The sequence below is a fragment of the Leifsonia shinshuensis genome (assembly GCF_022606355.1).
In the GTDB taxonomy this organism is placed as follows: Bacteria; Actinomycetota; Actinomycetes; order Actinomycetales; family Microbacteriaceae; genus Leifsonia; species Leifsonia shinshuensis_B.
Map to the genome: position 1 here is coordinate 712,649 of NZ_JAHHZQ010000002.1, position 26,170 is coordinate 738,818.

The 26,170-nt window shown below is 69.6% G+C and carries 25 protein-coding genes; 19 read left to right on the top strand and 6 right to left on the bottom strand.

Going from position 1 to position 26,170, the window contains the following annotated elements; genetic code table 11:
• The first annotated feature begins 17 nt into the window (after positions 1 to 17).
• From KNO15_RS10355 to KNO15_RS10375, 5 genes are all read left to right on the top strand, one after another.
• Entirely contained in the window at positions 18 to 1,010 is a 993-nt protein-coding gene (locus KNO15_RS10355) for an ADP-ribosylglycohydrolase family protein (protein ID WP_241703641.1), read from the top strand.
• An 82-nt stretch (positions 1,011 to 1,092) separates the two neighbouring features.
• Positions 1,093 to 2,106, top strand: a complete 1,014-nt coding sequence (locus tag KNO15_RS10360) for an NADP-dependent oxidoreductase (protein ID WP_241703642.1) — start codon at positions 1,093 to 1,095, stop codon at positions 2,104 to 2,106.
• Between the two features lie 135 nt (positions 2,107 to 2,241).
• A complete protein-coding gene (locus tag KNO15_RS10365; RefSeq protein ID WP_241703643.1) occupies positions 2,242 to 2,754 on the top strand; it encodes an alpha/beta fold hydrolase in 513 nt (170 codons plus the stop codon).
• A 4-nt stretch (positions 2,755 to 2,758) separates the two neighbouring features.
• Positions 2,759 to 3,367, top strand: coding sequence for a TetR/AcrR family transcriptional regulator (locus KNO15_RS10370; protein ID WP_241703644.1), 609 nt, complete (start codon positions 2,759 to 2,761; stop codon positions 3,365 to 3,367).
• 90 nt (positions 3,368 to 3,457) lie between these two features.
• A complete protein-coding gene (locus KNO15_RS10375; RefSeq protein WP_241703645.1) occupies positions 3,458 to 4,474 on the top strand; it encodes an isopenicillin N synthase family dioxygenase in 1,017 nt (338 codons plus the stop codon).
• Positions 4,475 to 4,484: 10 nt separating this feature from the next.
• Here the strand turns inward: KNO15_RS10375 and KNO15_RS10380 are convergent, their stop codons facing one another.
• Positions 4,485 to 5,447 (bottom strand): zinc-binding dehydrogenase, encoded by a 963-nt coding sequence (locus KNO15_RS10380; RefSeq protein ID WP_241703646.1) that lies wholly within the window; start codon positions 5,445 to 5,447, stop codon positions 4,485 to 4,487.
• A gap of 79 nt (positions 5,448 to 5,526) precedes the next feature.
• On the opposite strand from KNO15_RS10380, the gene KNO15_RS10385 reads away from it, so the two are divergent.
• From KNO15_RS10385 to trxB, 5 genes are all read left to right on the top strand, one after another.
• Positions 5,527 to 6,093: a TetR/AcrR family transcriptional regulator gene (locus tag KNO15_RS10385; protein ID WP_241703647.1), complete on the top strand. Its 567-nt coding sequence runs from the start codon at positions 5,527 to 5,529 to the stop codon at positions 6,091 to 6,093.
• 69 nt (positions 6,094 to 6,162) lie between these two features.
• Positions 6,163 to 7,074, top strand: a complete 912-nt coding sequence (locus tag KNO15_RS10390; RefSeq protein ID WP_241703648.1) for a metalloregulator ArsR/SmtB family transcription factor — start codon at positions 6,163 to 6,165, stop codon at positions 7,072 to 7,074.
• 56 nt (positions 7,075 to 7,130) lie between these two features.
• A complete protein-coding gene (locus tag KNO15_RS10395) occupies positions 7,131 to 7,544 on the top strand; it encodes an arsenate reductase ArsC (protein ID WP_241703649.1) in 414 nt (137 codons plus the stop codon).
• 5 nt (positions 7,545 to 7,549) lie between these two features.
• Entirely contained in the window at positions 7,550 to 8,212 is a 663-nt protein-coding gene (locus tag KNO15_RS10400; RefSeq protein ID WP_241703650.1) for an arsenate reductase/protein-tyrosine-phosphatase family protein, read from the top strand.
• Positions 8,209 to 9,228, top strand: a complete 1,020-nt coding sequence (gene trxB, locus KNO15_RS10405) for a thioredoxin-disulfide reductase (RefSeq protein WP_241703651.1) — start codon at positions 8,209 to 8,211, stop codon at positions 9,226 to 9,228. The genes KNO15_RS10400 and trxB overlap by 4 nt, the downstream gene beginning before the upstream one ends.
• Before the next feature lie 47 nt (positions 9,229 to 9,275).
• Here trxB and KNO15_RS10410 read toward each other — a convergent pair whose 3' ends face one another.
• Together KNO15_RS10410 and KNO15_RS10415 are read right to left on the bottom strand one after the other, a co-directional pair.
• Complete coding sequence (locus tag KNO15_RS10410; protein WP_241703652.1) at positions 9,276 to 9,794, bottom strand: DUF6611 family protein; 519 nt, start codon at positions 9,792 to 9,794, stop codon at positions 9,276 to 9,278.
• Between the two features lie 121 nt (positions 9,795 to 9,915).
• Positions 9,916 to 10,479 (bottom strand): hypothetical protein, encoded by a 564-nt coding sequence (locus KNO15_RS10415; protein ID WP_241703653.1) that lies wholly within the window; start codon positions 10,477 to 10,479, stop codon positions 9,916 to 9,918.
• Between the two features lie 429 nt (positions 10,480 to 10,908).
• On the opposite strand from KNO15_RS10415, the gene kdpF reads away from it, so the two are divergent.
• From kdpF to KNO15_RS10450, 7 genes are all read left to right on the top strand, one after another.
• Positions 10,909 to 10,998 (top strand): K(+)-transporting ATPase subunit F, encoded by a 90-nt coding sequence (gene kdpF / locus KNO15_RS10420; protein ID WP_081815236.1) that lies wholly within the window; start codon positions 10,909 to 10,911, stop codon positions 10,996 to 10,998.
• Entirely contained in the window at positions 10,999 to 12,672 is a 1,674-nt protein-coding gene (gene kdpA / locus KNO15_RS10425; RefSeq protein ID WP_241703654.1) for a potassium-transporting ATPase subunit KdpA, read from the top strand.
• Between the two features lie 2 nt (positions 12,673 to 12,674).
• A complete protein-coding gene (kdpB, locus tag KNO15_RS10430) occupies positions 12,675 to 14,834 on the top strand; it encodes a potassium-transporting ATPase subunit KdpB (RefSeq protein WP_241703655.1) in 2,160 nt (719 codons plus the stop codon).
• A gap of 21 nt (positions 14,835 to 14,855) precedes the next feature.
• The gene (kdpC, locus tag KNO15_RS10435) at positions 14,856 to 15,479 is read left to right on the top strand and encodes a potassium-transporting ATPase subunit KdpC (RefSeq protein ID WP_241703656.1); all 624 of its coding nucleotides are present in this window, start codon (positions 14,856 to 14,858) and stop codon (positions 15,477 to 15,479) included.
• A 12-nt stretch (positions 15,480 to 15,491) separates the two neighbouring features.
• Complete coding sequence (locus KNO15_RS10440; protein WP_241703657.1) at positions 15,492 to 18,053, top strand: ATP-binding protein; 2,562 nt, start codon at positions 15,492 to 15,494, stop codon at positions 18,051 to 18,053.
• Positions 18,050 to 18,772, top strand: a complete 723-nt coding sequence (locus tag KNO15_RS10445) for a response regulator (RefSeq protein ID WP_241703658.1) — start codon at positions 18,050 to 18,052, stop codon at positions 18,770 to 18,772. Before KNO15_RS10440 ends, KNO15_RS10445 begins: the two co-directional genes overlap by 4 nt.
• 95 nt (positions 18,773 to 18,867) lie before the next feature.
• Positions 18,868 to 22,182 (top strand): lamin tail domain-containing protein, encoded by a 3,315-nt coding sequence (locus KNO15_RS10450; RefSeq protein WP_241703659.1) that lies wholly within the window; start codon positions 18,868 to 18,870, stop codon positions 22,180 to 22,182.
• Between the two features lie 105 nt (positions 22,183 to 22,287).
• On the opposite strand, the gene KNO15_RS10455 is transcribed toward KNO15_RS10450, so the two are convergent.
• The 3 genes from KNO15_RS10455 to KNO15_RS10465 form a co-directional block, all read right to left on the bottom strand.
• On the bottom strand, positions 22,288 to 23,382 hold the full coding sequence (locus tag KNO15_RS10455; RefSeq protein ID WP_241703660.1) for a fatty acid desaturase family protein: 1,095 nt from the start codon (positions 23,380 to 23,382) through the stop codon (positions 22,288 to 22,290).
• 178 nt (positions 23,383 to 23,560) lie between these two features.
• Entirely contained in the window at positions 23,561 to 23,767 is a 207-nt protein-coding gene (locus tag KNO15_RS10460; protein WP_055922908.1) for a cold-shock protein, read from the bottom strand.
• A gap of 602 nt (positions 23,768 to 24,369) precedes the next feature.
• On the bottom strand, positions 24,370 to 24,747 hold the full coding sequence (locus KNO15_RS10465; protein WP_241703661.1) for a VOC family protein: 378 nt from the start codon (positions 24,745 to 24,747) through the stop codon (positions 24,370 to 24,372).
• 110 nt (positions 24,748 to 24,857) lie between these two features.
• Here KNO15_RS10465 and KNO15_RS10470 point away from each other — a divergent pair, with 110 nt between their 5' ends.
• Positions 24,858 to 25,526, top strand: a complete 669-nt coding sequence (locus KNO15_RS10470; protein ID WP_241703662.1) for a cation diffusion facilitator family transporter — start codon at positions 24,858 to 24,860, stop codon at positions 25,524 to 25,526.
• 48 nt (positions 25,527 to 25,574) lie between these two features.
• Positions 25,575 to 26,168 carry a cadmium resistance transporter gene (locus KNO15_RS10475; RefSeq protein WP_241703663.1) on the top strand — a complete coding sequence of 198 codons (594 nt, stop codon included), beginning with the start codon at positions 25,575 to 25,577 and terminating at the stop codon, positions 26,166 to 26,168.
• Positions 26,169 to 26,170 lie beyond the last annotated feature (2 nt).

A 26,170-nucleotide genomic window follows, 5' to 3' on the forward strand; every position in this document is an offset into this window, starting at 1 on the left:
CCACCAGCACTCCCTCCGTGACCGTTCTGCTCGGCCAGGGGATCGCAGCCGGCGAATCTGCCTCCGCATTGAACGCAGACTTCCGCATTTATGCGTTGCCGCCCAAGCGAGTCAACAGGCTGCGCATCCTGTCCCGGCTTGCTGACGAGACACGGACGACCGTCGTGCCCCGACCGTTCGCTCACGCGACACCGCCAGCCGCCCTGCATCCGGGCCCCGGTGACGGCCTGGAGTGGTTCACGTTCTCCGCCGTGCAGCACCGCCGGGTCCGCCTCTCCGGTGATCCGAGGATGCGGATCGAGGCATGGAAGACGCTTGCCCACCTCGATCCGCCCATCCGCTCGCGCATCGGCACGCGACTGGCGCTCACCAATCTGCGCAACGGTGCAGAACCGCCACAGTCGGGTCACGACAACGCTCACTACTTCGACGACATCGCAATGATCCGGTCGCTCGCCGCGGTGGGAGAGTACGCCGATGACGCCGACGCTGCGATCGAGGCGGCCGTCGCCGACGCGGAGATCACTCACTCACTGGACGGTCTGTGGTGTGCTCGAGCTACAGCCCGCCTGTTCTCAGCGCTTCGTGACGGAGCGGCACCCCTCGACGCCGCATTGCTGGCTGCCGAGACTCTCCCCGAAGGAACCTGGAGCCGCCGGGTCGCTGAGGCGTCACTGGCTGTGGCGGGAGGGACCCAGGGGGCGCTGGAGCGAGCACGGCGACTGAGTGTAGAAGTCGGCGACTGGATCTACAGCTACCCGATCGCCGCGCCGGAAACCCTGGGATTCCTCCTCGCCCACGTCTCCGTCGCCTCGACACCCGATGACCTTCTGCTCGGTGCCCTCGCCCAGCCACGCAACGGGGCCAGCCTGCCCGCCCTGGCCGGCGCCGCGGCCGCGATCATCTTCGGCACCGAGTGGATGCCGAGCGCCGTTCGCGAGCCGATGCTGCTCACCGGGCTCTGCATCCCGGAATTCGCTGGGCGCGCGGTCCAGGAGTTGCTGAGCTAGCTGGAGTGGCGGAATAAACCCACGGGCTTGCCCCTTCTATTGAGTGCACTCAAAATAGAGTGGACTCGAAAAGAAGGATTCCATGAAAGCCCTGGTCCTCACGTCCTACAAGAAGCCGCTCACCGTCGGCGAGCGTCCCGAGCCGGTCGTCGGTCCGCACGATGTGCTCATCGACGTGCATGCAGCGGGCCTGAATCAGCTCGACGAGAAGCTGCGAGCGGGCGACTTCACCCAGCTCGTGCCGCTCGCACTGCCGGCGACCCTGGGGCACGACGTGGCCGGCGTCGTCGCGGAGGTCGGATCGGAGGTGCGGTCGTTCGCGCCGGGGGATCCCGTGTACGGGCGGGTGCGGGACGGCCGCATCGGGACCTTCGCCGAACGGGTCGCTGCTGACGAGAGCGATCTGGCCCACGTCCCCGCCGCGCTCACGATGGTCGAAGCCGCGTCGCTGCCCCTGGTGGCGCTGACCGCGTGGCAGGCGCTCGTCGTGCGGACGGAGGTGCGGCCGGGGCAGAAGGTGCTCATCCACGCCGGAGCCGGAGGGGTGGGCTCCATCGCCATCCAGCTCGCCAAGCACCTCGGGGCCAGAGTCGCCACCACCGCGAGCGCTGCCAACGCCGAGTTCGTGGCGTCGCTCGGCGCCGACGTCGTCATCGACTACCGTTCCGAAGACTTCGAGCAGCAGCTCACCGGTTACGACGTCGTCCTCGACAGCGTCGGCGGCGAGAACCTGATGAAGTCGCTGCGCGTCCTGCGCCCCGGCGGCCGGGCGGTCGGCCTTGCGGGGCCGCCCGACCCGGCCTTCGCCCGTCAGCTCGGGCTCAACCCGGTGCTTCGGGCCGGGATCGCGGCGATCAGCCGCAGTGTGCGCCACGCGGCCCGCACGGCGGGCGTGGACTACTCCTTCCTCTGGATGTCCGCGAACGGGGATCAACTGCGCGAGATCTCAGGCCTCGTCGAGTCCGGTGCGATCCGCCCGATCGTGGGCCGCGTGGTCTCGTTCGACGCGATCCCGGAGGCGCTCGCCGGCCTCGGCAAGACCGGAGTGCGCGGCAAGGTCGTCGCCGCCATCCCCTCCGACGCCGCCCGCCCCTGACCGCGGGCGCCTCCAACACCCTGGCGACACAGAACGGAGTCATCATGAACACCTCGTACGCCGAAGCCCCGACCCGGTCCGTCACCGTGGGTCATCACCTTCGACCGACCCGGTGTCGGCGCGTCCACCGGGAGCGTGCCGCGAACCATCGAAGAGGCCGCGGATGACGCCTACACCTTCGTCCGAGCCCTCGGGCTCGAGCTCATCGACGTGTTCTCCTTCTCCATGGGCGGCATGATCGCGCAAGACCTCGTGCTGAAGCACCCGGAACTCGTCCGCCGGCTCGTCCTCACCGGAACCGGACCCCGCGGCGGCACGGACATGGACAAGGTGGTCCCGACGACCTACCTGGAGCTGATCCGCAGCGCCTTCCGCCGGGCCGACGTCAAGGAGTTCCTCTTCTTCAACCGCAACGAAACGGGCAAGCGCGCGGCGAAGTCGTTCCTCGCGCGCCTCCAGGAGGAGACAACGACCGCATGGTCCCGTCGACGCTGTCCGAGGACCTCCATCGCCGCATCGCCGGCTCCCAGCTCGTCATCTACCCCGACTCCGGGCACGGTGGCGTCTTCCAATACCACGAGGAGTTCGCGCCGCTCGCCGCTGCGTTCCTGCGGGAGTGAACGGCACGGTCGTCGCGGGCTATGGTGATCAGATGACCGCCATCCCCGCCGCCCCCGGTCGGCGGGAGCGCAACAAGCAGGAGAAGCTCGAACGCATCATCGCCGCAGCGAGCACCCTGTTCGCGGAGCGCGGCGTCGACGACGTGACGACGCAGGAGGTGGCGGACGCCGCGGACATCGGGGCGGGCACGCTCTTCTTCTACGCGCGCACCAAGGGCGAACTGCTCCTGATGGTGCAGAACGCGCTCTACGTCGACGCGCTCCAGAAGGGTCGAGACGCGGCCGAGACGGTGGACGACCCGGTCGAGGCCCTCCTCGCCATCGCCGAGCCGGTCATCCACTGCAACCGCATGCAGGTCGAGAACGGGCGCACCTACCTCCGCGAGATGGTGTTCGGTGACCCGACGGAGCCCCATCATGCGAACGCGCTCCAGATCGTGGCCGAGACGGAGGAGGCCATGGCCGAGACGATCGCGCGCACGACCTCCGCACCCGCCGAGCGGGCCGCGGGCCTGGCGCACATCGTCTCCGCGATCCTCTTCCTCGCGATGTCCACCAGCCCGGCCGGCCGCGACGACGAGGCCATCCGGGAGGAGGTGCGCGGTCAGCTCACCGCGCTCATCCCGTCGAGCTCGGCTTGAGTCACACCGTGGGCGTGGCTCACCGTCCACTACCGGTTCGGAATCGGTAACACCGCGAGAATCGTCCCCATCGCCTGCGACGATGGAGGCATGCCTCTCGACGCGCTTCCCATCCTCGACATCTCGGAACTCGACCTCGGCGAGGAGTCCGCGGCTGCCTTCCGCGACAAGCTGCGGCAGGTCACGCACGATGTGGGGTTCTTCTACCTGGTCGGCCACGGCATCCCCCAGGAGCTGATCGACGAGGTGCTGGAGGTCTCACGCCGGTTCTTCGACCTGCCCGAGGCGGAGAAGCTCGCGATCGAGAACGTGCATAGCCCCCAGTTCCGTGGGTACACGCGCACGGGCGAGGAGCTGACCAACGGGTCGGTCGACTGGCGTGAGCAGATCGATATCGGTGAGGAGCGCGAGGCGGTGGAGGGCGGATCGGCGTTCCACAGACTGGAGGGCCCGAACCTGTGGCCGGCCGCTCTCCCGCAACTCGAGACCGCGATCACCGAGTGGCGCGAGCGGCTCAGCGTCCTCTCCCTGCGCCTCCTGCGCACGTGGGCTGTGGCATTGGGCGCCCCGGCGGACGTCTTCGACGACGCTTTCGCGGAGCACCCTTTCTCGCTGATCAAGATCGTCCGCTACCCGGGCAGGAGCTCCGAGATCCCCGAGCAGGGAGTGGGCGCGCACCGGGACGGCGGTGTTCTGACGCTGCTCCTCGTCGAGCCGGGCAAGGGCGGCCTGCAGGTGGAGCACGAGGGCGCCTGGATCGACGCACCGTCGATCCCCGGGGCGTTCGTCGTCAACATCGGCGAGATGCTCGAGCTGGCCACCGACGGTTACTTGAAGGCGACACTGCACCGGGTCGAGTCTCCCGCGCTTGGAACGGACCGCATCTCCATCCCCTTCTTCTTCAACCCCGCGCTGGAGTCCACCGTGCCACGGCTGGAGTTGCCGCCTGAATTGAAGGCGGAGGCGCGCGGGCTGTCCGCTGACCCGACGAACAACCCGATCCTCGAGACGTATGGGGACAACGTGCTCCGGTACCGGCTGCGAGCACATCCGAACGTGGCGGCCATCCACCACGCCGATCTCCTCAGCGCGCCGCCGTCGTCGTAGCTCCTGCGCCTCAGTCGGGTACGAGCACGTACCGCCCGAGCACGCTGCCCGCATCCATCGAGCGGTGTGCCTCAGCGGCTTCGCTGAGCCGAAGGACGTTGTGCACGACCGCGCTGATCTCGCCGCGCGCTGCCCTGCCGAAGAGCTCTTCACGTGTCCGGTTCCGCTCGGGCTTCGGGATGCTGTCCAGACTGAAGGTCGCGACGGAGCGGGACTTCTGGAACGACCGGAGCAGGACCTGGCCGAAGTCGGGCGGTGGGTATCCGGCGACGGCGCCGACGAGGAGGTAGCGTCCGTTGGGTCGGAGCAGATCGATGAAGGACGGCATGTCGGGGCCGCCGACGATGTCGACGATCACGTCGAATCCCGCAGTCGCTGTGTCGTCGCCTCTGCCGGAGCGGTCCAGGGTGTGCGTGGCGCCGAACCCGCGGAGGCGGTGCGCCCGTTCTGCGCTCGACGCGGTCGCGGCGATGGTGGTGGCTCCTGCGCTGGCGGCGAGCTCGATCGCGGCGATCCCGATGCTTCCGGCGCCGCCTCGGACGAGCAGTGCGTCACCGGCCGAGAGGTGTGCGTGCGCGAGCGCGAAGTGGGCGACGGTGGCGGCGCTGCCGACCGTCACGGCGTCCACGGCCGATAGTCCGTCGGGAATCGGCGTGACGTCGTCCTCATACGCTGCCGCGTACTCGGCGTAACCGCCGGACGTGCCGGTGAACGCCCACACCCGCCGACCGACCAGGGCGGCGTCCACGTCGGCGCCGACAGCGACGACTGTGCCGGCCACCTCGCTCCCGGGAACCATCCCGCGGGGGAAGCCGGAACCGATGGTGCCGCGGCGGATGACCGCGTCGACGCCGCCCACGCCGATGGCTTCCGTTCGAACCAGCACCTGAGTGGCCTCGAGGTCGGGTTCTCCTCGCTCGACGACGAGCATCCCGCTCGGATCGCCGTATCGGTCGATGACTACTGCCCTCACTGGTCCTCCGTGTCTTCGCGCGAGTGTTACGCTCCGCACGGTAGTGGACGCACCCGTCCGTTTAGGGGAAGTGAGACAGATGACCGCGGAGATGACTCGCCTGCGCGTGGACGCCGAGGAGAACCGGGACCGCATCATCGAAGCCGCACGCGAACTGTTCGCCCAGCGGGGTCTCGTCGTCGGGATGCGCGAGATCGCCCGACGTGCGGGCGTCGGCCCGGCGACTCTCTACCGCCGATTCCCCACGCGGCAGACTCTGATCGACGCGGCATTCTCCGCCGAGCTGACGGCTTGCAGGCGGATCGTCGAGGAAGCGGTCGCAGACGCTGATCCCTGGGGCGGACTCTGTTCAGCGATCCAGCGCCTGATCGGCTTGAACGCGCGGAATCGCGGGTTCGTCGACGCCCTCATCACCGGCGAGCCCTCGTCGACCGTGGTGCGCCACCGCCAGGAGTTGCTGGGCATGCTCCAGAGCGTCATGCGCCGGGCGCAGGAGGCCGGCGCGCTCCGGCGCGACTTCGTCATCTCGGATCTGCTGCTGATACTCTCCGCCGGCCGCGGACTCCACGCCGGACGACCCGACCTCCTGCCGGCGGCCGCCCACCGCTTCGCCTCGCTCGCGATCGACGGCCTCGCGTCGCGGTGAAGGGCCGAGCGCCGAGCCCTCCGAAGTCCGGTCGGCCGAATCGATGCCCGCCCGCATAGACTCCCGTCTATGGATGCCCCGTCGAAACCAGACGCACTGCGGAGCTTGAAGCGCATCAGCGATCCCACTCGCGCCCGCATCCTCCGGCTCCTGCTCGACGCCCCCGACGGCCGCGGCTCGGTCACCCGCCTCGCCGAGACGCTGGGCCTGCGGCAGCCGACGGTCTCGCATCACCTCAAGCTGCTGCGCGACGAGGGGTTGGTGGAGCGCGCTCAGGAGGGCCGCACCGCCTGGTACTCGATCACCACCGACCAGCTCGACCGCGTCGCCGAGCTCGTCCGCGACGACCGGCCCGCCGACGACGCGACCGCCCTCGACCGGATCGTGGAAGACCTCGCCACCCGCTACCGCGGAGCCCTGGCCCGGGAGAGCATCGAACAGTACGTGCGCGACAGCTACGACCGCCTCCAGGGCCGCAAGAACCGGGCCTCGCTGACCGGCGCGTTCGCCGTCTCCCGCCTCGACGCCCTGCTCCGCGCCACCGGTGAGCGGGCCGCGGTGCCGGAGGTGCTGTTCGTGTGCGTCCAGAATGCCGGCCGGTCCCAGCTCGCGTCGGCCATCCTGCGCCAGCTCGCGGGCGACCGGGTCGTCGTGCGGACCGCCGGTTCCGAACCCGCCGACGCCGTCCGCTCCACGATCGTCACCGTGCTCGACGAGGTCGGCACCCCGCTCGGCGGCGAGTTCCCCAAGCCGCTCACCGACGAGGCCGTGCGCGCGGCGGACTACGTGATCACGATGGGCTGCGGCGACGCGTGCCCGATCTACCCCGGCCGCGAGTACCTCGACTGGGACGTCCCCGACCCTGTCGGGCAGCCGCTGGCCACGGTGCGGGAGATCCGCGACGACATCGAAGACCGTGTCCGCGACCTCCTGAACCGGATCGACGCTGAACGGCTCGTGAACACCGCGAACGCCGGCTAGCAAAACCCATAGACATACATCTATGCTTTTTCGTAACAGAGAGAGCGAGTCCTGCCATGTCCGACACCACGCCCACCGTCCTGTTCGTCTGCGTCCACAACGCCGGCCGCTCCCAGATGGCCGCCGGGTTCATGCGCGAGCTCTCCGGAGGCCGCGTCGAGGTCCTCTCCGCCGGCTCGGAGCCGAAGGACCAGATCAACCCGGTCGCGGTGCAGGTCATGGCTGAGGAGGGCATCGACATCGCGGGCGAGCAGCCGAAGATCCTGACCACCGAGGCCGTCAAGGAGTCCGACGTGGTGATCACGATGGGCTGCGGCGACACCTGCCCGATCTTCCCGGGCAAGCGCTACGAGGACTGGGAGCTCACCGACCCGGCCGGCCGCCCGGTCGACGAGGTCCGCCCGATCCGCGACGACATCAAGCAGCGGGTCCAGAGCCTGCTCGCCGAGTTGCTGCCCGCGGGGGTGTGACCCTCATGACCATCGACGCGACGGGGCGGCGATCCCAGCCGGAACTGGCGTACCCGGAGTCCCACCTGCGTCGCCTGGCCGATGAACTGGCGGCGAGGTACGACGGCGTCTTCAACCGGGAGACCGTCGAACGGTATGTGCTGGAGTCCTACGCCGCGCTCCTGCGCACCGCGTCGGTGAAAGCACATCTGGCGACCCGCACCATGTATTTCGCCACCGAACGGCTGACCGCGCTCGCCCAAGCCGAGGGGGCGCTGCCGGTGATCTGGCCGGAGGTGCTGTTCGTGTGCGAGCAGAACTCCGGTCGCTCCCAGATGGCCGCCGTGCTCACCGAGGCGCTCTCCGGGGGCCGCGTCCACGTCCGCTCCGCCGGGTCGATGCCCGCCCACGAACTGAACCCGGCCGTGGTCGAGGCGATGACCGAGATCGGCCTCGACCTGAGCCGCGAGTTCCCCAAGCCGCTGACCGACGACGTCGTCAGGGCCGCAGACGTCGTCGTCACGATGGGGTGCGGCGACGCCTGCCCGATCTACGCCGGCAAGCGTTATCAGGACTGGGAACTGCAGGACCCGCAGGGGCAGCCGGTCGAGATCGTCCGGGGCATCCGCGACGAGGTCGAGCAGCACGTGCGCGACCTGCTGAAGAGCCTGGAGGTGGCGCCGGAATGAGCGTCGAGAACGTCGTCGTCATCGGCTCCGGCCCCGCCGGATACACCGCCGCCATCTACCTGGCCCGCGCCGGCCTCGACCCGATCGTGCTCACGAGCTCCGTCGAGATCGGCGGCGCCCTGGTCACCACCACAGAGGTCGAGAACTTCCCCGGCTTCGTCGACGGCATCCAAGGCCCCGAGCTGATGGAGAACCTGCACCGGCAAGCCGAACGCTTCGGTGCCCGCCTCGTCTACCACGACGCCACCGCCGTCGACCTCGCCGGCGACGTCAAGACCGTCACCACCACCGGCGGCGAGAGCTACCGGGCTCGTGCCGTCGTCCTCGCGATGGGATCCGCGCACCGCAAGCTCGGCGTCGACGGCGAGGACCGGCTCTCCGGATACGGCATCTCCTGGTGCGCGACCTGCGACGGGGCCTTCTTCCGCGACCAGGACATCGCCGTCGCCGGGGGCGGCGACTCGGCATTGGAGGAGGCGATGTTCCTCACCCGGTTCGCGAACTCGGTCACCCTCATCCACCGCCGCGACGAACTCCGCGCCTCCCAGATCATGCAGGACCGCGCCCTCGCCGACCCGAAGATCACCGTTCGGTGGAACACACAGATCGCCGAAGCCCACGGCGACGACAGGCTGAACGGGCTCACCCTCCGGGACACCGTCACGGGCGAGCCCGGCTCCCTCGACGCCACCGGCCTGTTTGTCGCGATCGGCCACGACCCCCGCAGCGCGCTCGTCGCCGGTCAGCTCGACCTCGACCGTGACGGCTATGTGAAGGTCGCCCACCCGACCACGGCGACCAACCTGCCCGGAGTGTTCGCGTGCGGCGACCTCGTCGACCGGCGCTACCGGCAGGCGGTCACGGCCGCCGGGACCGGATGCGCAGCCGCCCTCGATGCCCAGCACTACCTCGCCGCACGCGCACCGGTCGCCGCGACCGCGTCCGCTGCCCGCGTCCCCGGACGGGCGCAGCAGGACAACACCCGGACGACGCCGTCGTCCGGCAGGGAGCTGTAGGGCGCGGCCCGCTCGTCCCGATCAGGGCGGCGGCGGGCTCAGAGCCGTCAGTGCCGCTGCAGCGCGGGCGCACCCTCGTTCGGCAACGCGTCGTAGACCTCGGCCCACTCCGCTTCATACGTCACCGGGTCGACGAGCCCCGACCTGCGCCGCGCGTCCAGATCCTGGAGGCGGGATACCGCGACCCGGAGGAGGTGGACGTTGCCGAACTCCCGGACTTCGCCGCCGACGTACTCGGAGGCGACCGTCACGACGCGGCAGCGTTCCCGCAGCTCGCGGGTGAGCCGAGCGGTGACGAGGAAGCCGGCCACGTAGGCGGTGAGGACGGTCGCCAGGCTCAGCACCGGGCCCTCGCCGCTGAGGAGGACGAGCGCGAACAGGCAGAGGATTCCTCCGCCGACCGGCCAGGCGTGCGTCAGGTGGAGCAATCGGCGCTGGCCGTGGGTGATGCCGGGCGGGTACACCGTCAGCCGGACCCGCTGCCAGATGCCCCGGCTCGCGGGAGACACATCGAGGGTGCCCCAGGGGGTGCGTCCCTCGAACAGACGTCGCGCGATTTCATTCACGTGTCCAGGATGCGCCGCAGTCATGGCCGCACCCCACGATCCTTGCGATGTCCATACGGCAGCGCCCGGAAAGCTAACGCCTTCCTCGCGGGGTGGACGTGCGCCCGGCGGTTCGCCCGGCTCATCGCCCGCACCCGGCCGGTGTCCAGGCGTCCGACGCGGTGTCGTCGTCGTGGAGGTGGCGGCGGTCCGGGTCGACGTGCCGCAAGAGGGCGGCGCCGCGGCACGGCACGGCCAGGAGGTCGCCGACGCGCAGATCGGACACCAGTTCGTCCACGGCCAGAGGTGCAGCCGACTCGCCCGCCGAGTGGATGCGCGTCTGCGCGTCGCAGGCGGTGGAGACGCGCCCGATCATCCGCAGCTCAGCGATCGCGACCGCCGAGTCGGTGAGGCGCGCGTCGATCCAGACGTCGGTCGCGCCGTCGGCCGCCGTCGCCACCCTGGTCACCCGCGTGACGATGACGGAGGCGACCTCGGTGGCCGAGGGCATCCCGCCGGTGCCGGGGATCACAGCGGCGGCCGTGTGGACACACGGTGTGCCGCACCATTCGGCCAGCCGGGTCAGCGACACTCCGGCGACCGTGACGTCGGAGACCGAGGTGGTGGTGAACTCGGGCCACAGATCGCGGCCGAGCGGGTTCGGCACGGAGGCGCGCAGCGAAGGGATGAGATGCGTCAGGGTCATGCGACACCTGCTGAATGAAGGAGGTTCACAAGCGACGGTTCTACGCCGCCCGGGTGGGCGTCGGTGCGCTCCTAACGGAACCCCGACGGGCATCAGGCCGAAACTAACGGTTCGCGAATATCCGCCTTGCGCGGTCCGCTCACAGCCCGCAGGCCCACTGGGCTCCGGGCCGGACCACCCGGTTCCGGGGGGAAAGCGTTAGGACTTCGGTCGCCGGCGTATGGATGCCGTTAGGACGACGTTCCGGGCGGTCGGCTTCCACTTATATAGGTCAGTGGTTCCGGCAGAGCGCCGGATCCCCGTGTCTCGCCGATGGTCGGGACGCGGAAACCCGGATGGAGACCTTCCCGTGTTGGACCTGATTTGCGTTGTGGGGATCATCGCGCTGGGCGCGATCGTCGCCCTGGTCGGCAGAGGGGTGGAGAAGCTGTGATCTTCTTCAACCTGCTCGCGGCGGCACTGGCCGTCGCCTCGATCGCGTACCTGGTGTACGCCCTGCTGAAGCCGGAGAAGTTCTAAATGACGTTCTGGCTTTTCGTGGCGCTGCTCGCCACGCTCGTCCTGATGCTCGGGCTGTCGTACCGCCCGCTGGGCGACTACATGGCCGCGACCTTCACGTCGCGGAAGGATCTCCGGGTGGAGCGCGGCTTCTACCGGATCATCGGCGTCGACTCGCGGGTCGACCAGAGCTGGCCGGTCTACCTGCGCAGCGTCCTGGCGTTCTCCGTGCTCGGCGTGCTGCTGGTGTACGCGCTTCAGCGGGCCCAGGCGGTGCTGCCGTACTCGCTCGGCCTCCCCGCTGTTCCGGAGGGGCTGTCGTTCAACACGGCGATCTCGTTCGTGACGAACACCAACTGGCAGTCGTACTCGCCAGAGGTGACCATGGGCTACACGGTCCAGATCGCCGGTCTCGCCGTGCAGAACTTCCTGTCCGCCGCTGTCGGCATCGCGGTCGCCATCACGCTGGTGCGCGGCTTCGCCGCCCACCGCTCCGGCACCATCGGCAACTTCTGGGTCGACATGACCCGGGCGACACTGCGGATCCTGCTTCCGCTCTCGATCGTCTTCGCCGTCGTCCTCGTCGTCGGCGGTGCGGTGCAGAACTTCAACGGGTTCACCAGTGTGAGCACGCTCACCGGAGGCGCCGCGACGATTCCGGGAGGGCCGGTCGCGTCGCAGGAGGCGATCAAGCTCCTGGGCAACAACGGCGGTGGATTCTTCAACGTGAACTCCGCTCACCCGTTCGAGAACCCGACGGCGTGGACGAACCTCATCGAGATCTTCCTGATGCTGCTGATCCCGTTCTCCCTCCCCCGGACGTTCGGGAAGATGGTCGGCGACAACCGCCAGGGCTACGCGATCCTCGGCGCGATGGGAGCGATCTTCATCGTCTCGCTGATCGCACTGACCCTCTTCGAGCTGCAGGGCGCCGGCACGGCCACCCAAGCCGCCGGCGGGGCGCTCGAAGGCAAGGAGCAGCGGTTCGGCATCCTCGGAACCACGTTGTTCAGCACGACGAGCACGCTGACCTCGACCGGTGCGGTGAACTCGATGCACGACAGCTTCACGCCGCTCGGCGGGATGATGACGATGCTGAACATGATGACCGGTGAGGTCGCTCCCGGTGGTATCGGCGCCGGCCTCTACGGCATCCTCGTCGTCGCGATCATCTCCGTGTTCCTCGCCGGGCTGATGGTCGGCCGCACGCCAGAGTACCTGGGCAAGAAGATCGGCTCGCGGGAGATCAAGCTCGCCAGCCTCTACATCCTGATGACCCCGACCCTGGTGCTGCTCGGCACCGGCCTGAGCTTCGCGATCCCCGCCATCAAGGACAACATCGAGAAGGTCTCGATCTTCAACCCGGGCCAGCACGGCTTCTCCGAGGTGCTGTACGCCTTCACCTCGGCGGCCAACAACAACGGTTCGGCGTTCGCAGGCCTCAGTGCGAACACGCCGTGGCTGAACGCCGCGCTGGGAGCCACGATGTTCCTCGGCCGGTTCGTGCCGATCGTGTTCGTCCTGGCGCTGGCCGGGTCGCTCGCGGCGCAGGACAAGGTTCCGGCCACCGCGGGCACGCTGCCCACGCACCGGCCGCTGTTCGTCGCCTTCGTCGTCGGCGTCGTCATCATCGTCGCCGCACTCACCTATTTCCCCGTTCTCGCGCTGGGTCCCCTGGCGGAAGGGCTGCACTGATCATGTCGACACTCACCAACACCGCGGATCCGCGCGGACAGCACCCCCAGGATCACGGCGACAGAGCACCGAAAGGCGCGTTCAACGCCCGGCAGCTCATCGCCGGCCTTCCGGGCGCGTTCCGCAAGCTCGACCCGCGCGACATGTGGCACAACCCGGTGATGTTCATCGTCGAGATCGGCGCGGCCTTGACCACGATCCTGGCGATCGCCGAGCCGTTCCTCGGCCAGCAGAAGTCCGGAGGGACGGTGACGACCCTCGCCTTCACGTGGGCGATCGCCATCTGGCTGTGGCTGACAGTGCTCTTCGCCACGCTGGCCGAGTCGGTCGCCGAGGGCCGAGGCAAGGCGCAGGCGGCCAGCCTGCGCAAGACACGGACGACCACGGTGGCGAACCGGGTCACCGACTATGACGAGAAGTCCGACGCCGCCGCGACCGGCGCCGCGGTGACGCAGGTCGCCTCGGCCGATCTCACGCTCGGCGATGTGGTCGTGGTGACCGCCGGCGAGCTGATCCCCGGCGACGGGGACATCATCTGGGGCATCGCCTCGGTCGACGAGTCGGCCATCACCGGCGAGTCCGCCCCGGTGGTCCGCGAGTCCGGCGGTGACCGCAGCGCCGTCACCGGGGGAACCCGCGTGCTCTCCGACCGCGTCGTCGTGCGTATCACCAGCAAGCCGGGTGAGACCTTCGTCGACCGGATGATCAAGCTGGTGGAGGGCGCCGCCCGACAGAAGACGCCCAACGAGATCGCCCTGAACATCCTCCTGGCCGCGCTGACGATCATCTTCGTCGTCGTCGTGCTCGTGCTCGGCCCCACCGCGGGGTTCGCGAATGCCGCTCCGAGCGTGACCGTTCTCGTCGCACTTCTCGTGTGCCTCATCCCGACCACGATCGGTGCGCTGCTCTCGGCGATCGGCATCGCCGGCATGGACCGGCTGGTGCAGCACAACGTGCTCGCCATGTCGGGCCGAGCGGTCGAGGCCGCCGGCGACGTGACGACCCTGCTGCTCGACAAGACCGGCACCATCACCTACGGCAACCGACAGGCCGCGGAGTTCACCGCGGTCGAGGGTGTGGAGCAGGCCGAGCTGGTCAAAGCCGCTGCGCTGGCCTCCCTGAGCGATCCCACCCCCGAGGGTTCCTCGGTGGTGGCCCTCGCCTCGCAGCTCGGCTACACCCACGAGGGCGAGCTGGCCGGTGAGGTCGTGCCGTTCACGGCGCAGACCCGGATGAGCGGCGTCGACTTCGCCGACGGCTCGCAGGTCCGTAAGGGCGCCGCGTCGATGGTGGTGGCGTGGGCGGAGGAGTCGGCCCGGGTGCCGTCCTCGATCCTCAGCGACCTGGACGAGAAGGTGCTGCACATCTCCGAGGCCGGTGGAACGCCGCTCGCCGTCGCGACCAAGTCGGTGTCGGGCGAGGCCACGATCCTGGGTGTCATCTACCTGAAGGACATCGTCAAGACCGGTCTGACCGAGCGCTTCGCCGACATGCGCCGGATGGGCATCCGCACGGTCATGATCACCGGCGACAACCCGGTCACGGCCAAGGCGATCGCGGCAGAGGCGGGCGTCGACGACTTCCTGGCCGAGGCGACGCCGGAGGACAAGCTCGCTCTGATCCGCAAGGAGCAGGAGGGCGGCAACCTGGTCGCGATGACCGGCGACGGCACCAACGACGCGCCCGCGCTCGCGCAGGCGGACGTCGGGGTCGCGATGAACACGGGCACGTCGGCGGCGAAGGAGGCCGGCAACATGGTCGACCTCGACTCCGACCCGACCAAGCTCATCGACATCGTGCGCATCGGCAAGCAGCTCCTGATCACCCGTGGCGCCCTGACGACGTTCTCGATCGCCAACGACGTGGCCAAGTACTTCGCGATCATCCCGGCGATGTTCGTCGGGGTGTTCCCCGGCCTGCAGGCGATCAACATCATGCAGCTGCACTCGCCGTCCTCGGCGATCCTGTCGGCGGTGATCTTCAACGCGATCATCATCGTCATCCTGATCCCGCTCGCGCTGCGCGGTGTGCGCTACCGCGCCACCTCGGCTTCGTCGCTGCTGCGCAGCAACCTGCTGATCTACGGCCTGGGCGGCATCATCGCCCCCTTCATCGGCATCAAGTTGATCGACCTCGTGATCAGCCTGATCCCCGGATTCTAAGAAACCAGAACGGAACTCATCATGAATGCTTCGGCACGTGGAACCGGGCGCCAGTACTGGGTCGGCCTGCGGGCACTGCTCATCCTCACCGTGGTGCTGGGGGTCGCCTACCCGCTGGTGGTCACCGGGATCGGCCAGCTCGCCTTCCCGAACCAGTCCAACGGCTCGACTGTCAGCTCCGGAGGCAAGGTCACCGGGTCGGCCCTGATCGGGCAGTCGTTCACCGACAAGAAGGGCAACCCGCTTCCGCAGTGGTTCCAGTCCCGACCGTCCGCGGCCGGTAACGGCAACGACGGCGGGTCGTCCAGCGGCAGCAACTACGGCCCCAACAACCCCGACCTGCTGAAGGCGGTCAAGGAGCGCCAGCAGACCATCGAGAAGACCGACGGTGTGAGTGCCGGCCAGATCCCCGCCGACGCGGTCACGGCCTCCGGGTCAGGTCTGGACCCGCACATCTCGCCCGCCTACGCCCTGCTGCAGGTGGACGCGGTGGCGAAGGCGCGCGGGATCAGCACCGATTCGGTTCGCAAGCTGGTGGACAGCCACATCCAGCAGCGCGATCTCGGCTATCTGGGCGAGCCCACCGTCAACGTGCTGCAGTTGAACATCGCCCTGGCGGCGATGGACCCCAGCGGCAACAAGTAGGAGAACGGTCGGATGGCGGTTCGAGGCCGGCTCCGGGTGCTGCTCGGCGCAGCACCCGGGGTCGGCAAGACCTACATGATGCTCGAGGAAGGGCATCGCCTGCACGACCTGGGCAAGGATGTGGTCGTCGCCGTCGTGGAGACCCACGAACGTGAGGCGACGGCCGCGCTGCTCGACGGTCTCGAGCTGGTGCCGCGCCGGACGGTCGAGCATCGCGGGATCACCCTGACCGAGATGGATCTGGACGCCGTCATCGCGCGCAAGCCGGCGATCGCCCTGGTCGACGAACTCGCGCACACCAACGCCCCGGGATCCGCGAACGCGAAACGGTGGCAGGACGTCGAGCAGATCCTCACTGCCGGGATCGACGTGATCTCGACGGTCAACGTCCAGCACATCGAATCCCTCAACGACGTGGTGGAGCAGATCACCGGCGTCCCGCAACGCGAGACGATCCCCGACTCCATCGTGCGGAGCGCTGACCAGATCGAGGTCGTCGACCTCACCCCGCAGTCCTTGCGCGACCGTCTCGCCGACGGCCAGGTCTACCCGGCCGCCCGCATCGACGCAGCGCTCTCCAACTACTTCCGGCTCGGCAACCTCACCGCCCTGCGCGAGCTGACCCTGGTCTGGCTGGCCGACGAGGTCGACCACTCTCTGCAGCGCTACCGCGCGGAGCACGGCATCCAGGAGAAGTGGGAGGCCAGGGAGCGCGTGGTCGTCGCGCTCACGGGCGGCCCCGAGGGCGAGACGCTCCTCCGCCGCGGTGCCCGGGTCGCCGCGCGATCGGGGAGCGGCGAGCTGCTCGCCGTGCACGTCGCGAGCCAGGACGGCCTCCGCGAGACCGACCCGGCCGCTCTGGCCGCCCAGCGCAAACTCGTCGAGGAGCTCGGCGGCAGCTATCACCAGGTCGTCGGCACCGACATCCCGGAGGCGCTGGTCGCCTTCGCGAAGGCGAGCAACGCGACGCAGCTGGTGATCGGTGTGTCGCGGCGCAACCGGCTCACGGCGTTCCTCACCGGCTCCGGTGTCGGTGCGACGGTCATCCGCGAGTCCGGCGACATCGACGTGCACATCGTCTCGCACGCCGCCGCGGGAGGCCGCAACCTGCCCCGTTTCCGGCGCACCGGCGCTTTGAGCGTCCGGCGGCGCGTCTACGGTTTCGCACTCGCCCTGATCGCGGGACCGCTGCTCACGGTCGCTCTGACGCAGATCCGCAGCAGCGACTCGCTCACCGCAGAGGCGCTGAGCTATCAGCTGCTGGTGGTGGTCGTCGCGCTCGTCGGCGGGATCTGGCCCGCCCTGTTCGCCGCGGTGCTGTCGGGACTGACGCTCGACTTCGTGTTCGTCACCCCTTACAACACACTCACGATCGGCCGGCCGACTCATCTGATCGCTCTCGCGCTCTACGTGGTCATCGCGGTGCTGGTGAGCGTTGTCGTGGATCAGTCCGCGCGCAGGACGCGAAGCGCCGCCCGGGCCGCGGCCGAGTCCGAGCTGCTGGTCACCATCGCGGGGAGCGTCATCCGTGGAGGAGACGCCGTGCAGTCCTTGATCTCGCGCACCCGCGAGGCATTCGGGCTCACGGCGGTACGGTTCTCCGCCGACGACGGCGCCGTGCAGAACGTCGATGGAGAGATCCCCGCCGACGCGGTTCCGACCCGCGTCCCCGTCGGGGAGCGCGGAACGCTCGAGCTGTACGGCGACGACCTCCAGGCCGGCGACCGGCGTCTGCTCTCGGTCATCGTGACTCAGCTCGACGCGGCACTGGAGCACGCCGACCTCAGCACCGCGGCGCAGGAGGTCGGGCCGTTGGAGGCCACCGACCGCGTCCGCACCGCGCTGCTCGCCGCCGTCGGCCACGACCTCCGCCGCCCGCTCGCCGCGGCGACGGCCGCCGTGACGAGCCTGCGATCGGCGGGCAGCCGACTGTCCAGCCGCGACAAGGTCGAGCTGCTGGACACGGCGGAGGTCAGCCTGCGCAACCTCGCCGACCTTCTGACCAACCTCCTCGATGTCAGCAGGGTGCAGGCCGGCGTTCTCGCGGTCTCGTTGCAGCCGGTCGACCTCGAGGATCTCCTGCCGCCGGTGCTCGATGAGCTCGCGATCAAGCCGGGCGAGGTGACGATCGACGTGCCGGACGACCTGCCGCCGGTGACGGCCGATCCCGTGCTGCTCCGCCGTGCCATCGTCAACCTGCTCAGCAATGCGCTGCGGTACTCTCCTGCCGGCCTGCCGCCGCGCCTCAGCGCCAGCACCTTCGGCGGCCAGGTCGAACTCCGCGTCGCCGACCACGGGCCCGGCGTGCCGGACGACCGCAAGGAGGAGATCTTCCACCCCTTCCAGCGGACGGGGGACACGGACAACAGCGCCGGAATCGGCCTCGGCCTCGCGCTGACGAAAGGCTTCGTCGAAGGGATGGGCGGAACACTCGCCGCGGATGACACCCCGGCGGGCGGCCTCACCATGGTGCTCGCCCTTCCCGTCGACCGCGAGGACGCGGTGCAGCCGCCTTCGCAGAGCCCGGCCGATGACGTTTCGGCCGCCGGATCGGTGAAGGACGACGGACGATGAAGATCGTCGTGGCGGACGACGACCCGCAGATGCTCGGAGCCCTCCGGATCATGCTGGGGGCTCACGGTTACGAGGTGGCTCTGGCGCGCAACGGCAAGGAGGCGCTGAGCCTCGTCGTCAACGAGCACCCCGACCTGCTGATCCTCGACCTCGGCATGCCCCAGCTCAGCGGGGTGGAGGTGATCAGAGCGATCAGGGGCTGGAACACCGTGCCCATCCTCGTCGTCTCCGGCCGCACCGACTCGTCGGACAAGGTGGGCGCGTTGGACGCGGGCGCGGACGACTACGTGGCGAAGCCGTTCTCCGCCGACGAACTGCTGGCCAGGATCCGCGCCCTCACCCGCCGGGTGACCGGCGCGGTCGAGACCCCGGTGGTGCGGTTCGCGAACGTGTCCGTCGACCTCGGCAACAAGATCGTCCTCGTCCAGCAGGGCGGCAGGGACAGGCCGGTGCGGCTGACGCCCACGGAGTGGCAGGTCCTCGAGCTGTTGCTGCGGAACCCGCGCAAGCTGGTCACCCAGCGCACGATCCTGACCGAGATCCGCGGCCCGCAGCACATCAGCGACTCGGGCTATCTGCGCCTGTACATCGCGCAGCTCCGCAAGAAGCTCGAACCGGACCCGGCTCGCCCGCGGTTCATCCTCACCGAGCCCGGGATGGGCTACCGCTTCCAGCCCGATCCCGCTCAGGAGAAGGACGCGCCGCCGCCGAACGCCTGAGGCCGGGTGCCACGCAAGCGCGCACCCGCGCTTGTTCACCTCTGCGCCTGAGAGAGTTCACATCGTGTACCCCTGCGACCGCCAGGGTGGCGACCATGCATCCAAGAATCTCCGCGCTCCGGCGCGCCGTCGTCGTGGGCGCCGTCGCGGCGTTCGGGCTCGCCGGCCTCGTCTCTGTCGCCGCTCCGGCCTCCGCTGCGCCGTCCGAGGGTCTCCGCATCACCGAGTTCTCCTATGGAGGGCTCGTCGCGGGGGCCCACGGCGACGGGGAGTACACCGAGCTCACGAACCTCGGGTCCAGTGCCCTCGATCTGACCGGGTGGGGGTTCGAGACCGGGACCACCGCCACGGCGGCCGGGGCTCTGTCGCTCTCGTCGCTCGGTGTCGTGCAGCCCGGGCAGTCCGTCATCGTCACCGATCTGACCGTGGCGGAGTTCCGCGCGGAGTGGAACCTGACGGCGTCGACCAAGATCCTGGACAACAACAAGACGCACACGCTCAACAAAGGGCCGAGCGGCATCCACATCTTCGATGCGAGCGGGGCCGAGGTCGACGCCCTGACCTACAACGGCTTCCTGTCCGGCAAGGGCAAGGCCGCCTGGGTCGACGCGGCCCATGTCGGCGCCACGGGCGACGTCGCCCTCGGCGGCTGGACCGTGGCAACCAGCGCCGATGCAGAACACAGCTACGCCAGCGCGACCGGCGCCATCGGCTCACCGGGGATCTCCACCCTGTCCGCCGCGTTCGCCGGCGCCCCGAAGGTGAAGATCACCGAGTTCGCCTACGGCGGCAAGATCGCCGCGGCGAAGGGCGACGGGGAGTACACCGAGATCACCAACCTCGGTGTCACCGCCGCCGACCTCACGGGCTGGTCGTACGACACCTCGGCGACGGTCACCACTCCTGGAGCCCTCTCCCTGTCCTCGCTCGGGCTCCTGATGCCGGGTGAGTCGGCGCTCATCACCGACGTCACTCCTGCCGAGCTGCGGACCGACTGGGGCCTCCGCGACTCGGTCAAGGTCATCCCCGACAACGGCACCACGCTCAACAAAGGCCCGATGACGATCCGCCTCTACGACAGCGGCAACGCGCTCGTCGACTCCGTCGCCTACGCGAGCGGGTTCCAGTCCGGCAAGGGCGTCGCCGCCTGGGTGGACGCCGCACACGTCGGCCAGAAGGCGGGCACCACGGGCTGGACCATCGCGACGTCGGCGGACGGCGAAGGAAGCTGGGCCAGCACGACCGGCTCCATCGGGTCGCCCGGCGCCTCCACCCTCGGCGGCAACACGCCGGCCGACGTCCGGGGCACCGGAGGCGGCACCCCCGGCGGCGGTACCGACCCCGGCACCGGCGTCGGCACCGGTGGCAGCGCGTGGCCCGGCCCGCAGACGGTCACGAACGTCGACCGCGGCGGCGTCTTCGGCCAGAACCTGTCCGGGCTCTTCTACGTCCCGGGCGCCACTCCCGCCGACGACTTCATGTGGGGCGTCGCCAACGGCTCGTCCTCCGGCGGCAGCGTGAACACCAACCAGTCGAGCTTCTTCAAGATCGGCCAGAACGGTGACGGCACGTGGGGACCGGCGAGCGGCTGGGAGCGCGGCGTCCAGCTGCACTACTCCGACGGCACCGGCCAGCCCGACGCCGAAGGCATCACGTCCGTCGGCGGCAAGGTCTTCGTCTCGACCGAGCGCGACAACTCCAACAACAAGGTGTCGAGGGTGTCGATCCTGCAGTACGACCCCGCCCAGGTCGACGGGGCGAACCACTCGGCGAACGCCGCCCAGCAGTGGGAGCTCGAGTCGGACCTCGGCGCCGGCACCGACGCGAACCTGGGCTCCGCCGACGCCAACCTGGGCGCGGAGGCGATCGCCTTCGTCCCGGACGGCTATCTGGTCGCGAACGGCTTCCGCACCGACGCCGGCACGCTCTACGACCCCACCCAGTACGGCGACCACTTCGGCGGCGTCTTCTTCGCCGGGATCGAGAAGAACGGCAACCTCTACGGCTACGTGCTCGAGAACGGCACGGGGAAGTTCACCCGCGTGACGTCCTTCTCCAGCGGGCTGAAGAACTCCGCCACCACCCACTCGGTGATGGACGCGGCCTGGGACCCCTCCCAGGAAGCGCTGTGGCTCGACTGCGACGACACCTGCCAGGGGCAGACGTCGATCGCCACGATCAACACCACGCCCGGCGACCCGGCCCAGGGGCACTTCCAGGTGATCACGGTCTACAACCGCCCCACCGGGGGCCCGAACGTGAACAACGAGGGCTTCACGTTCCAGCCGATCAGCCGCTGCGATGCGGGTCTGCGCTCGGTCTGGTGGTCGAACGACACCGGCGACAACGGGTACGCGATCAGCACCGCCAAGGCGACCTGCCCCGCGCCCATCGCCGGCCAGGTCGGCACCACCGTGCGGACGGACTACGTCTACCAGGGCACCACCGTCGAGGCGGTGAAGGATGCGACGGGTGCGTACCCGCTCCCGGTGACGGCGACGTTCACCTGCACCCAGGTCACCGCGGTGTTCCTGCAGGCCTGCCCGTCTGCGGTCAGCGTCACGGCCACGCAGGCCGCGACGACCGTGGCGACGCTCACCGACACGCTCGGAACGGTGACACCGGTCGCGCTCCCGGCCATCACGATCCGTCAGGAGCCGCCCGCCAACCCGATCGACCTTCTGGTCGCGGCGCTGCCGAATCCCGTTCAGTCGCGGACCGACGCCGACCAGGTCGCCGAAGTCACCACGGCGTACGAGGCGCTCACGAGCGAGGAGCAGGCCGCGGTGTCCGCGGAGGCCAAGGCGTCGCTCGCCGAGCGGCAGCGCCAGGCGGCCATCGTCAACCACGGCGACGGCGCTCACTCCGCGCTCGCGACGGGTGCGAATCTCCCCTGGTACGTCCGCCTGACCGCTGCTCCGATCGCCGGCACCGACGAGAGCCACGCGGCCTTCGTGGCGAAGCTCGGCGACGCGCGGCTCGTGGCCCTGTTCGACATCTCGTTCACGGACACCCTCTCCGGTCGCGGCTGGGAGCCCGGCGAGGGCGAGACGGTGACGATCGCGATCACCAGCCCGTCCTTCGCGGGGCTGACCGGGATCGGGATCAGTCACCTCAAGGGCGACGGCAGCATGGAGTCCGTCAGCGCGACGCTCGACGGGAACACCGTCACTTTCACTGGGCGGACGTTCAGCCCCTACGGCATCACCACGGCGGCCGCACCCGGCGGAGGCACCGACCCGGCCGGCAACGGCGGCACGATCGCGCCGGCACAGACGAGCGGCTCGGGTACCCAGCTCGCGAGCACCGGCATGGAGACGGTGCCGCTGATGCTCAGCGGTCTGACACTGCTGCTCCTCGGGGCGATCGCCCTGGTCGCGCGCCGCCTGACGAAGCGTCAGGCGAACTGAACCGTCAGGCGAACTGAGCAGAGGGGGCGGCACGCTGCGCGCGTGCCGCCCCCTCTGCTGTGCGTGAGGCGACCGGCGATCGGGTCGTTTCAGGCCCGCGGACCCTCAGGCGCGCCGATAGCGTGCGGCGGCCGGGCAGTCGAAGGGGTCGCGGGCGGCGAGCCCGACCCGGTTCAGGTAGCGGATGACGATGCGGTACGAGTTCACGAGACCCGTCTCCGTGTACGGGATGTCGTGGGCGGCGCAGTGCGCCCTGACGAGTTCGCGGGCCCGGCGCAGGTGGGGTCGCGGCATGCTGGGGAAGAGGTGGTGCTCGATCTGGTGGTTGAGGCCGCCCATCAGGACGCTCATGGTCCAGCCTCCGCGGATGTTGCGCGAGGTCAGCACCTGCTTGTTCAGGAAGTCGACGCGGGAGCCGGCGGGCAGCAGCGGCATGCCCTTGTGGTTGGGGGCGAAGGATGCGCCCATGTAGACGCCGAACACGGCGAGCTGCACGCCGAGGAACGCGAACGCCATCCCGACCGGGAGCATCAGGAACACGATCGTGACGAAGATCGAGAGGCGCAGCCCGATCGCGATCAGCTCGGTGCGGCGGCGTTCGACCGGCCCGCGCGCGAGCAGCGAGCGGATCGAGGTGACGTGGAGGTTGACGCCCTCCAGGAGGAGCAGCGGGAAGAACAGGTAGCCCTGCCGGCGCGTGATCGCGGCGAGCAGGCCCCGCTGCCGTGCGGCATCCTCCACCGTGAAGGAGATCGTGTCGAAGGCGATGTCGGGATCTTTGCCCTCGGTGTTCGGGTTGGCGTGGTGGCGCGTGTGCTTCGTCATCCACCACTGGTAGCTCATGCCGACCACCCAGGTCGCGATGAGACGTCCGGCGCGGTCGTTGGTGGGGCCGGAGGCGAACACCTGGCGGTGCGAGGCCTCATGACCCAGGAATGCGAACTGGGTGAAGATCAGCCCGAGTGCGGCGGCGATGAGGAGCTGGAACCACGAGTCCCCGAGCAGCACGAATCCCGTCACCGCCCCGAGCAGGCCGACCGTGAGCGCGGCGAACATCGCGATGTAGAAGCCCCGGCGGCGTTCGAGGAGGCCTTCGCCGCGCACCTGCGTGAGCAGTTCGTTGTAGGTGCTGGTGACCGGAGTGCGGGTCTCCGAGCGTGGCCGGGTCCGGAGGACAGGCCCCAAAGTGGATGCGGTCATGCTTTCCTCCGCTGTGTCGTGACGACTTCCCAGCCGAGGGTGTGGGCGAATGCCCGAGATGCGGCAAGCGTAGGCGCGTTTTCTGTGTGTTCGTCGGTGCGCTGTGCCGCCGCTGTGGGTGCCGTCGCTCAGACGGCGCGGAGCAGGCGCCCGGTCGTGCGACCGGGCGCCGCAACCGTCAGGCCTGGCGGATGTTCGCGGCCTGGGGACCCTTCGGTCCCTGTGCGAGGTCGTATTCGACCTTCTGGTTCTCGTCGAGGTTGCGGTAGCCGCCGGTGGCGGCGATCTCGCTGTAGTGGGCGAAGACGTCGGCGCTGCCGTCATCCGGGGCGATGAAGCCGTAGCCCTTTTCCGAGTTGAACCATTTGACGGTGCCAGTGGGCATCTTTTCTTCCTTCATTCTTCGGGAGCCGTGAGGACGGCTCCGGTCGCCGCGCCCGAATCGGCGCGGACGGTGGTGGGCGCCGCGGGGGACGCGGTGCGGTGACGTGCGCCGGAGGAGTGTCTCCGCCCCGGCGAGGGTGGGCGCGGTGCCGACGGCGCGGGAACGGGCGTCGAGCACCCGGAACCCTCCGTCGTGCAGTTCGGCGATGCCGGCGTACTCGTCGAGTGCCGTGGCGACCCAGACGGTGTCGTCGGCTCGGCGCCAGGTGAGTGCGGCCGGGGGCCGCGGGGTGCTGATGATAGTGAGTCCTTTCGCCTCTGAGGAGGCGGGGTCGATGGCCGCGGGCGACGCTGCTGCGGACGGGAAGATCGGTGTCGGTGGTCGGTGGATTCTGCGCGCCTGGTGAAAGTCGGAAAGGCGGCCCCGCACGCGACACCCGGAATGGGAAGGACCGGTTTCTGATGCGGGACCGTCTGGGTCACACGATCAGAAACGCGTGATCACGTCCGACGGGCGACGAAAACCGCTGCATCGGACGTCCCCACCATACACGTCGAACCCGAGAGCGCTATCGCGGAGGCGTAATCGAGGACGCGCGCGGCTCACGGATCGTGCCGCGGCTCGTAGCTCACGAGCCCCAGCGTGTTGCCCTCGCTGTCTTCGACGAACGCCATCCACTCGTCGTTCCCTGCGGGGCCGATGGCGTCGTCGGCGTGGCTGAAGATGACGTGCGGCTCGGTGATCACCGTCACGCCGTCCCGGCGCAACCGCTCCACCAGCGCGGCCACGTCGTCCACCTGGAGGTAGACGAGTGCCGACGGGGCGGCCTTCTCCAGCAGCAGTCGGCCGATGCCGATGTTGAAGAACAGCAGGCCGGGCGGCTCGAATCGCGCAGCGGGCGCCTCTCCGAGCAGGTTCTCGTAGAACGCGGCGGCGCGATCGAGATCGTCGGCGTGCTGTGCGACCTGCAGAATCTCCACGGGGACAGTATCCGGGGCACGGCTCGCGCGCGCCAGTCCCGCGACGCCGCGCAGACCGCGCGGCGCCTACCGGGGCCCGTCCCGCCGGTGCGCTGTGACAGGATTCGGTGGTGAGCTCCCCGTCCGAGACCGCCCCCGCCGGCGGCGCCCCGCGGTGGAGTCAGGCGCGCAGGGTCTCCATCGTCCTCGGGCTCAACGCCGCCCTGATCGTGGGCCTGGTCGTGGTCGGCGTGCTCGCCGGCTCCGTGAGCGTCCTGGCCGCTGCGGGTGACACGGTCGCGGACTGCCTCGCTCTCGCCCTCGGCCTGATCGCGATCGCCCTGCGCGATCGGGATCCCGACCATCCTCGGGCGAACCGTCCCATCGCTGTCGCGGCCCTCGTCAACGGCTCGTTGCTGCTGGCCGTCACGGTGTCCGTGGTGGTGGAGGCGGTCACCCGCCTGCGGGAGGGTTCGCCGCCCGTCGAGGGCCTTCCCGTCGTGATCGTCAGCCTGGTGACCATGATCGTGATGCTCGCCGGCGCGTTCGTCCTCGGCTTCTCCGCGGGCGACGAGGACCTCCATATGCGGTCGGTGCTCCTGGACGCGCTGGCGGACGCCGCCGTCGCGGCCGCGATCGTGATCGCCGGGGTCATCATCCTGCTCACCGGCGGCGCCTACTGGCTCGACCCCGTCCTCGCGCTCGGGGTGTCGCTGGTGATCGCGGTCGCCGCGATACGCCTGATCGTGAAGTCCATCGCCGCGTTGCGGGGCAAGTCGGTCGACTTCGGCGACGATTGACCCGACCCGTCGCTGGGCGGGTCCGATCGGACCGAACGGAGGAGGGCTGTGCTCGAGACGATCGTCACCGCGGTCGCGCTCTTCGCCGGAACGAACCTCGACGACCTCCTGGTGCTGACCGTGCTCGTCCTGTCCTCGCGTGCGACGGGCCGGCCGAGGATGACCACGATCTGGGTCGGCCAGTACCTCGGGATCGGCCTCCTCATCGCCGCCTCCGTCGTGCTCGCGATGGGCCTCGCGGTGATCCCGGACCGGTGGATCGGGGTGCTCGGTCTGGTCCCGATCGGCCTGGGCGTCCGTGGGTTGGTGATCGCGATCCGCACGCGCGGCAGACGGGACGGCGAACCGCGGCTGCGGGCGGCCACCGGTGTCCTGTCGGTCGTCGGGGTCACGGTCGCCAACGGCGGCGACAACGTCAGCGTCTACACGGCGTTGTTCCGGACCATCGACGTGCCGGCGATCGTCGCCACCGTGCTGGTGTTCCTGGTCTGCGTCGCGGTCTGGCTTCTCGCCGCGCGGCTGCTCGGCGCCCATCGCGCCGTGATCGCGGGAGTCCAGCGCTTCGGGCACTGGGCCGTCCCGATCGTCTTCGTCGTCATCGGTGCCGGGATCGTCCTCCGTTCGGGACTGCTCGCGGGCTGACG

Coding starts and splice junctions, on each gene's coding strand:
- KNO15_RS10360 (WP_241703642.1), top strand. CDS start 1,093: ATGAAAGCCCTGGTCCTCACGTCCTACAAGAAGCCGCTCACCGTCGGC.
- KNO15_RS10370 (WP_241703644.1), top strand. CDS start 2,759: ATGACCGCCATCCCCGCCGCCCCCGGTCGGCGGGAGCGCAACAAGCAG.
- KNO15_RS10375 (WP_241703645.1), top strand. CDS start 3,458: ATGCCTCTCGACGCGCTTCCCATCCTCGACATCTCGGAACTCGACCTC.
- KNO15_RS10385 (WP_241703647.1), top strand. CDS start 5,527: ATGACCGCGGAGATGACTCGCCTGCGCGTGGACGCCGAGGAGAACCGG.
- KNO15_RS10390 (WP_241703648.1), top strand. CDS start 6,163: ATGGATGCCCCGTCGAAACCAGACGCACTGCGGAGCTTGAAGCGCATC.
- KNO15_RS10395 (WP_241703649.1), top strand. CDS start 7,131: ATGTCCGACACCACGCCCACCGTCCTGTTCGTCTGCGTCCACAACGCC.
- KNO15_RS10400 (WP_241703650.1), top strand. CDS start 7,550: ATGACCATCGACGCGACGGGGCGGCGATCCCAGCCGGAACTGGCGTAC.
- trxB (WP_241703651.1), top strand. CDS start 8,209: ATGAGCGTCGAGAACGTCGTCGTCATCGGCTCCGGCCCCGCCGGATAC.
- KNO15_RS10415 (WP_241703653.1), bottom strand. CDS start 10,479: ATGACCCTGACGCATCTCATCCCTTCGCTGCGCGCCTCCGTGCCGAAC.
- kdpA (WP_241703654.1), top strand. CDS start 10,999: ATGACGTTCTGGCTTTTCGTGGCGCTGCTCGCCACGCTCGTCCTGATG.
- kdpB (WP_241703655.1), top strand. CDS start 12,675: ATGTCGACACTCACCAACACCGCGGATCCGCGCGGACAGCACCCCCAG.
- kdpC (WP_241703656.1), top strand. CDS start 14,856: ATGAATGCTTCGGCACGTGGAACCGGGCGCCAGTACTGGGTCGGCCTG.
- KNO15_RS10440 (WP_241703657.1), top strand. CDS start 15,492: ATGGCGGTTCGAGGCCGGCTCCGGGTGCTGCTCGGCGCAGCACCCGGG.
- KNO15_RS10445 (WP_241703658.1), top strand. CDS start 18,050: ATGAAGATCGTCGTGGCGGACGACGACCCGCAGATGCTCGGAGCCCTC.
- KNO15_RS10450 (WP_241703659.1), top strand. CDS start 18,868: ATGCATCCAAGAATCTCCGCGCTCCGGCGCGCCGTCGTCGTGGGCGCC.
- KNO15_RS10455 (WP_241703660.1), bottom strand. CDS start 23,382: ATGACCGCATCCACTTTGGGGCCTGTCCTCCGGACCCGGCCACGCTCG.
- KNO15_RS10460 (WP_055922908.1), bottom strand. CDS start 23,767: ATGCCCACTGGCACCGTCAAATGGTTCAACTCGGAAAAGGGCTACGGC.